Source organism: Clostridium sp. MCC344, from assembly GCF_018785365.1.
Lineage (GTDB): Bacteria > Bacillota > Clostridia > Lachnospirales > Lachnospiraceae > Pilosibacter.
Window position 1 is genome coordinate 52,623 of sequence record NZ_WQPQ01000065.1, and the last position, 880, is coordinate 53,502.

Annotated in this window: 2 protein-coding genes; both read left to right on the forward strand. The window is 57.4% G+C overall.

Annotated features, from left to right (window positions below; all coding sequences use genetic code 11):
• Positions 1-258 precede the first annotated feature (258 nt).
• Positions 259-615 (forward strand): DUF7768 domain-containing protein, encoded by a 357-nt coding sequence (locus GPK90_RS15280; protein ID WP_215696618.1) that lies wholly within the window; start codon positions 259-261, stop codon positions 613-615.
• Positions 602-880 (forward strand): DNA cytosine methyltransferase (locus GPK90_RS15285; protein WP_215703383.1); only part of this gene is annotated, 279 nt, incomplete at its 3' end. The genes GPK90_RS15280 and GPK90_RS15285, both read left to right, overlap by 14 nt.

Sequence of the window (880 nt, forward strand, 5' to 3'; positions counted from 1 at the left end):
CCCCGAAGCTCTGGAGATATAAATTATTCCCCGTCGCCAGTTATTCCGTAGCATAGCCGGGAAAATCAGTCAAGGGCAGCGCCGCCGCAGGCGGTGCCAGAGGCACCCTTGACGGATTTCTCCCGGTTATGCTTTTTCCCGGTCAAGCGACGGGGATATAAATTCTCCAGAGCCGTTCCCCTTCCCGGGGGAAGGGGCGGAGGGGTTGGGCGAACTCTTGCTTTTCCCTAAACCAAAACAGAAATGGAGGCTCAACCAATGAAACGACCTTTAGCATACCTGACCGCCGCATGGAGCGGCGAGCCGGATGTTGATATGGAGCTGGCGGCCCACTACTGCCGTCTTGCTTATGAGGCGGGCTTTTCCCCGATCTGCCCGCTCTTGTATCTGCCGCTGTTTTTGAATGACAGCGTTCCCGAGGAACACAAGGCTGGGATTGATATGCGCCGGGATATGCTGCGGCGCTCCCACATCCTGATTGTCTGCGGCAGCGCTGTGGACGAGGATGTAAAAAATGATATTGCGGTTGCCGGGCGGCTGGGCATTGCGGCGACCACACTGGAAGGGGTGCTTGCCGTGAAGGGACACGGCACCCCGGGCCATGCCGGACATTAAGCTGGGAAGCCTTTTCGACGGAATTGGCGTGTTCCCTCTGGCTGCTTCCCGGTGCGGTATCCGTCCGGTATGGGCCAGTGAGATTGAAAAAGCGCCCATCTCCATAACCAAAAGGCACTTTCCCGACATGGTGCATTTGGGGGATATTACGAAGGTGGACGGCGGGAAAATCCCGCCGGTTCATGTAATTACCTTCGGTTCCCCCTGTCAGAACCTTTCTCTGATCGGCAACCGCTCCGGCCTTGCCGGGGCAAAATCAAGCCTG

Excerpts from the sequence above, each read along its gene's own strand:
- GPK90_RS15280 (WP_215696618.1), top strand. The coding sequence starts at position 259 with ATGAAACGACCTTTAGCATACCTGACCGCCGCATGGAGCGGCGAGCCG.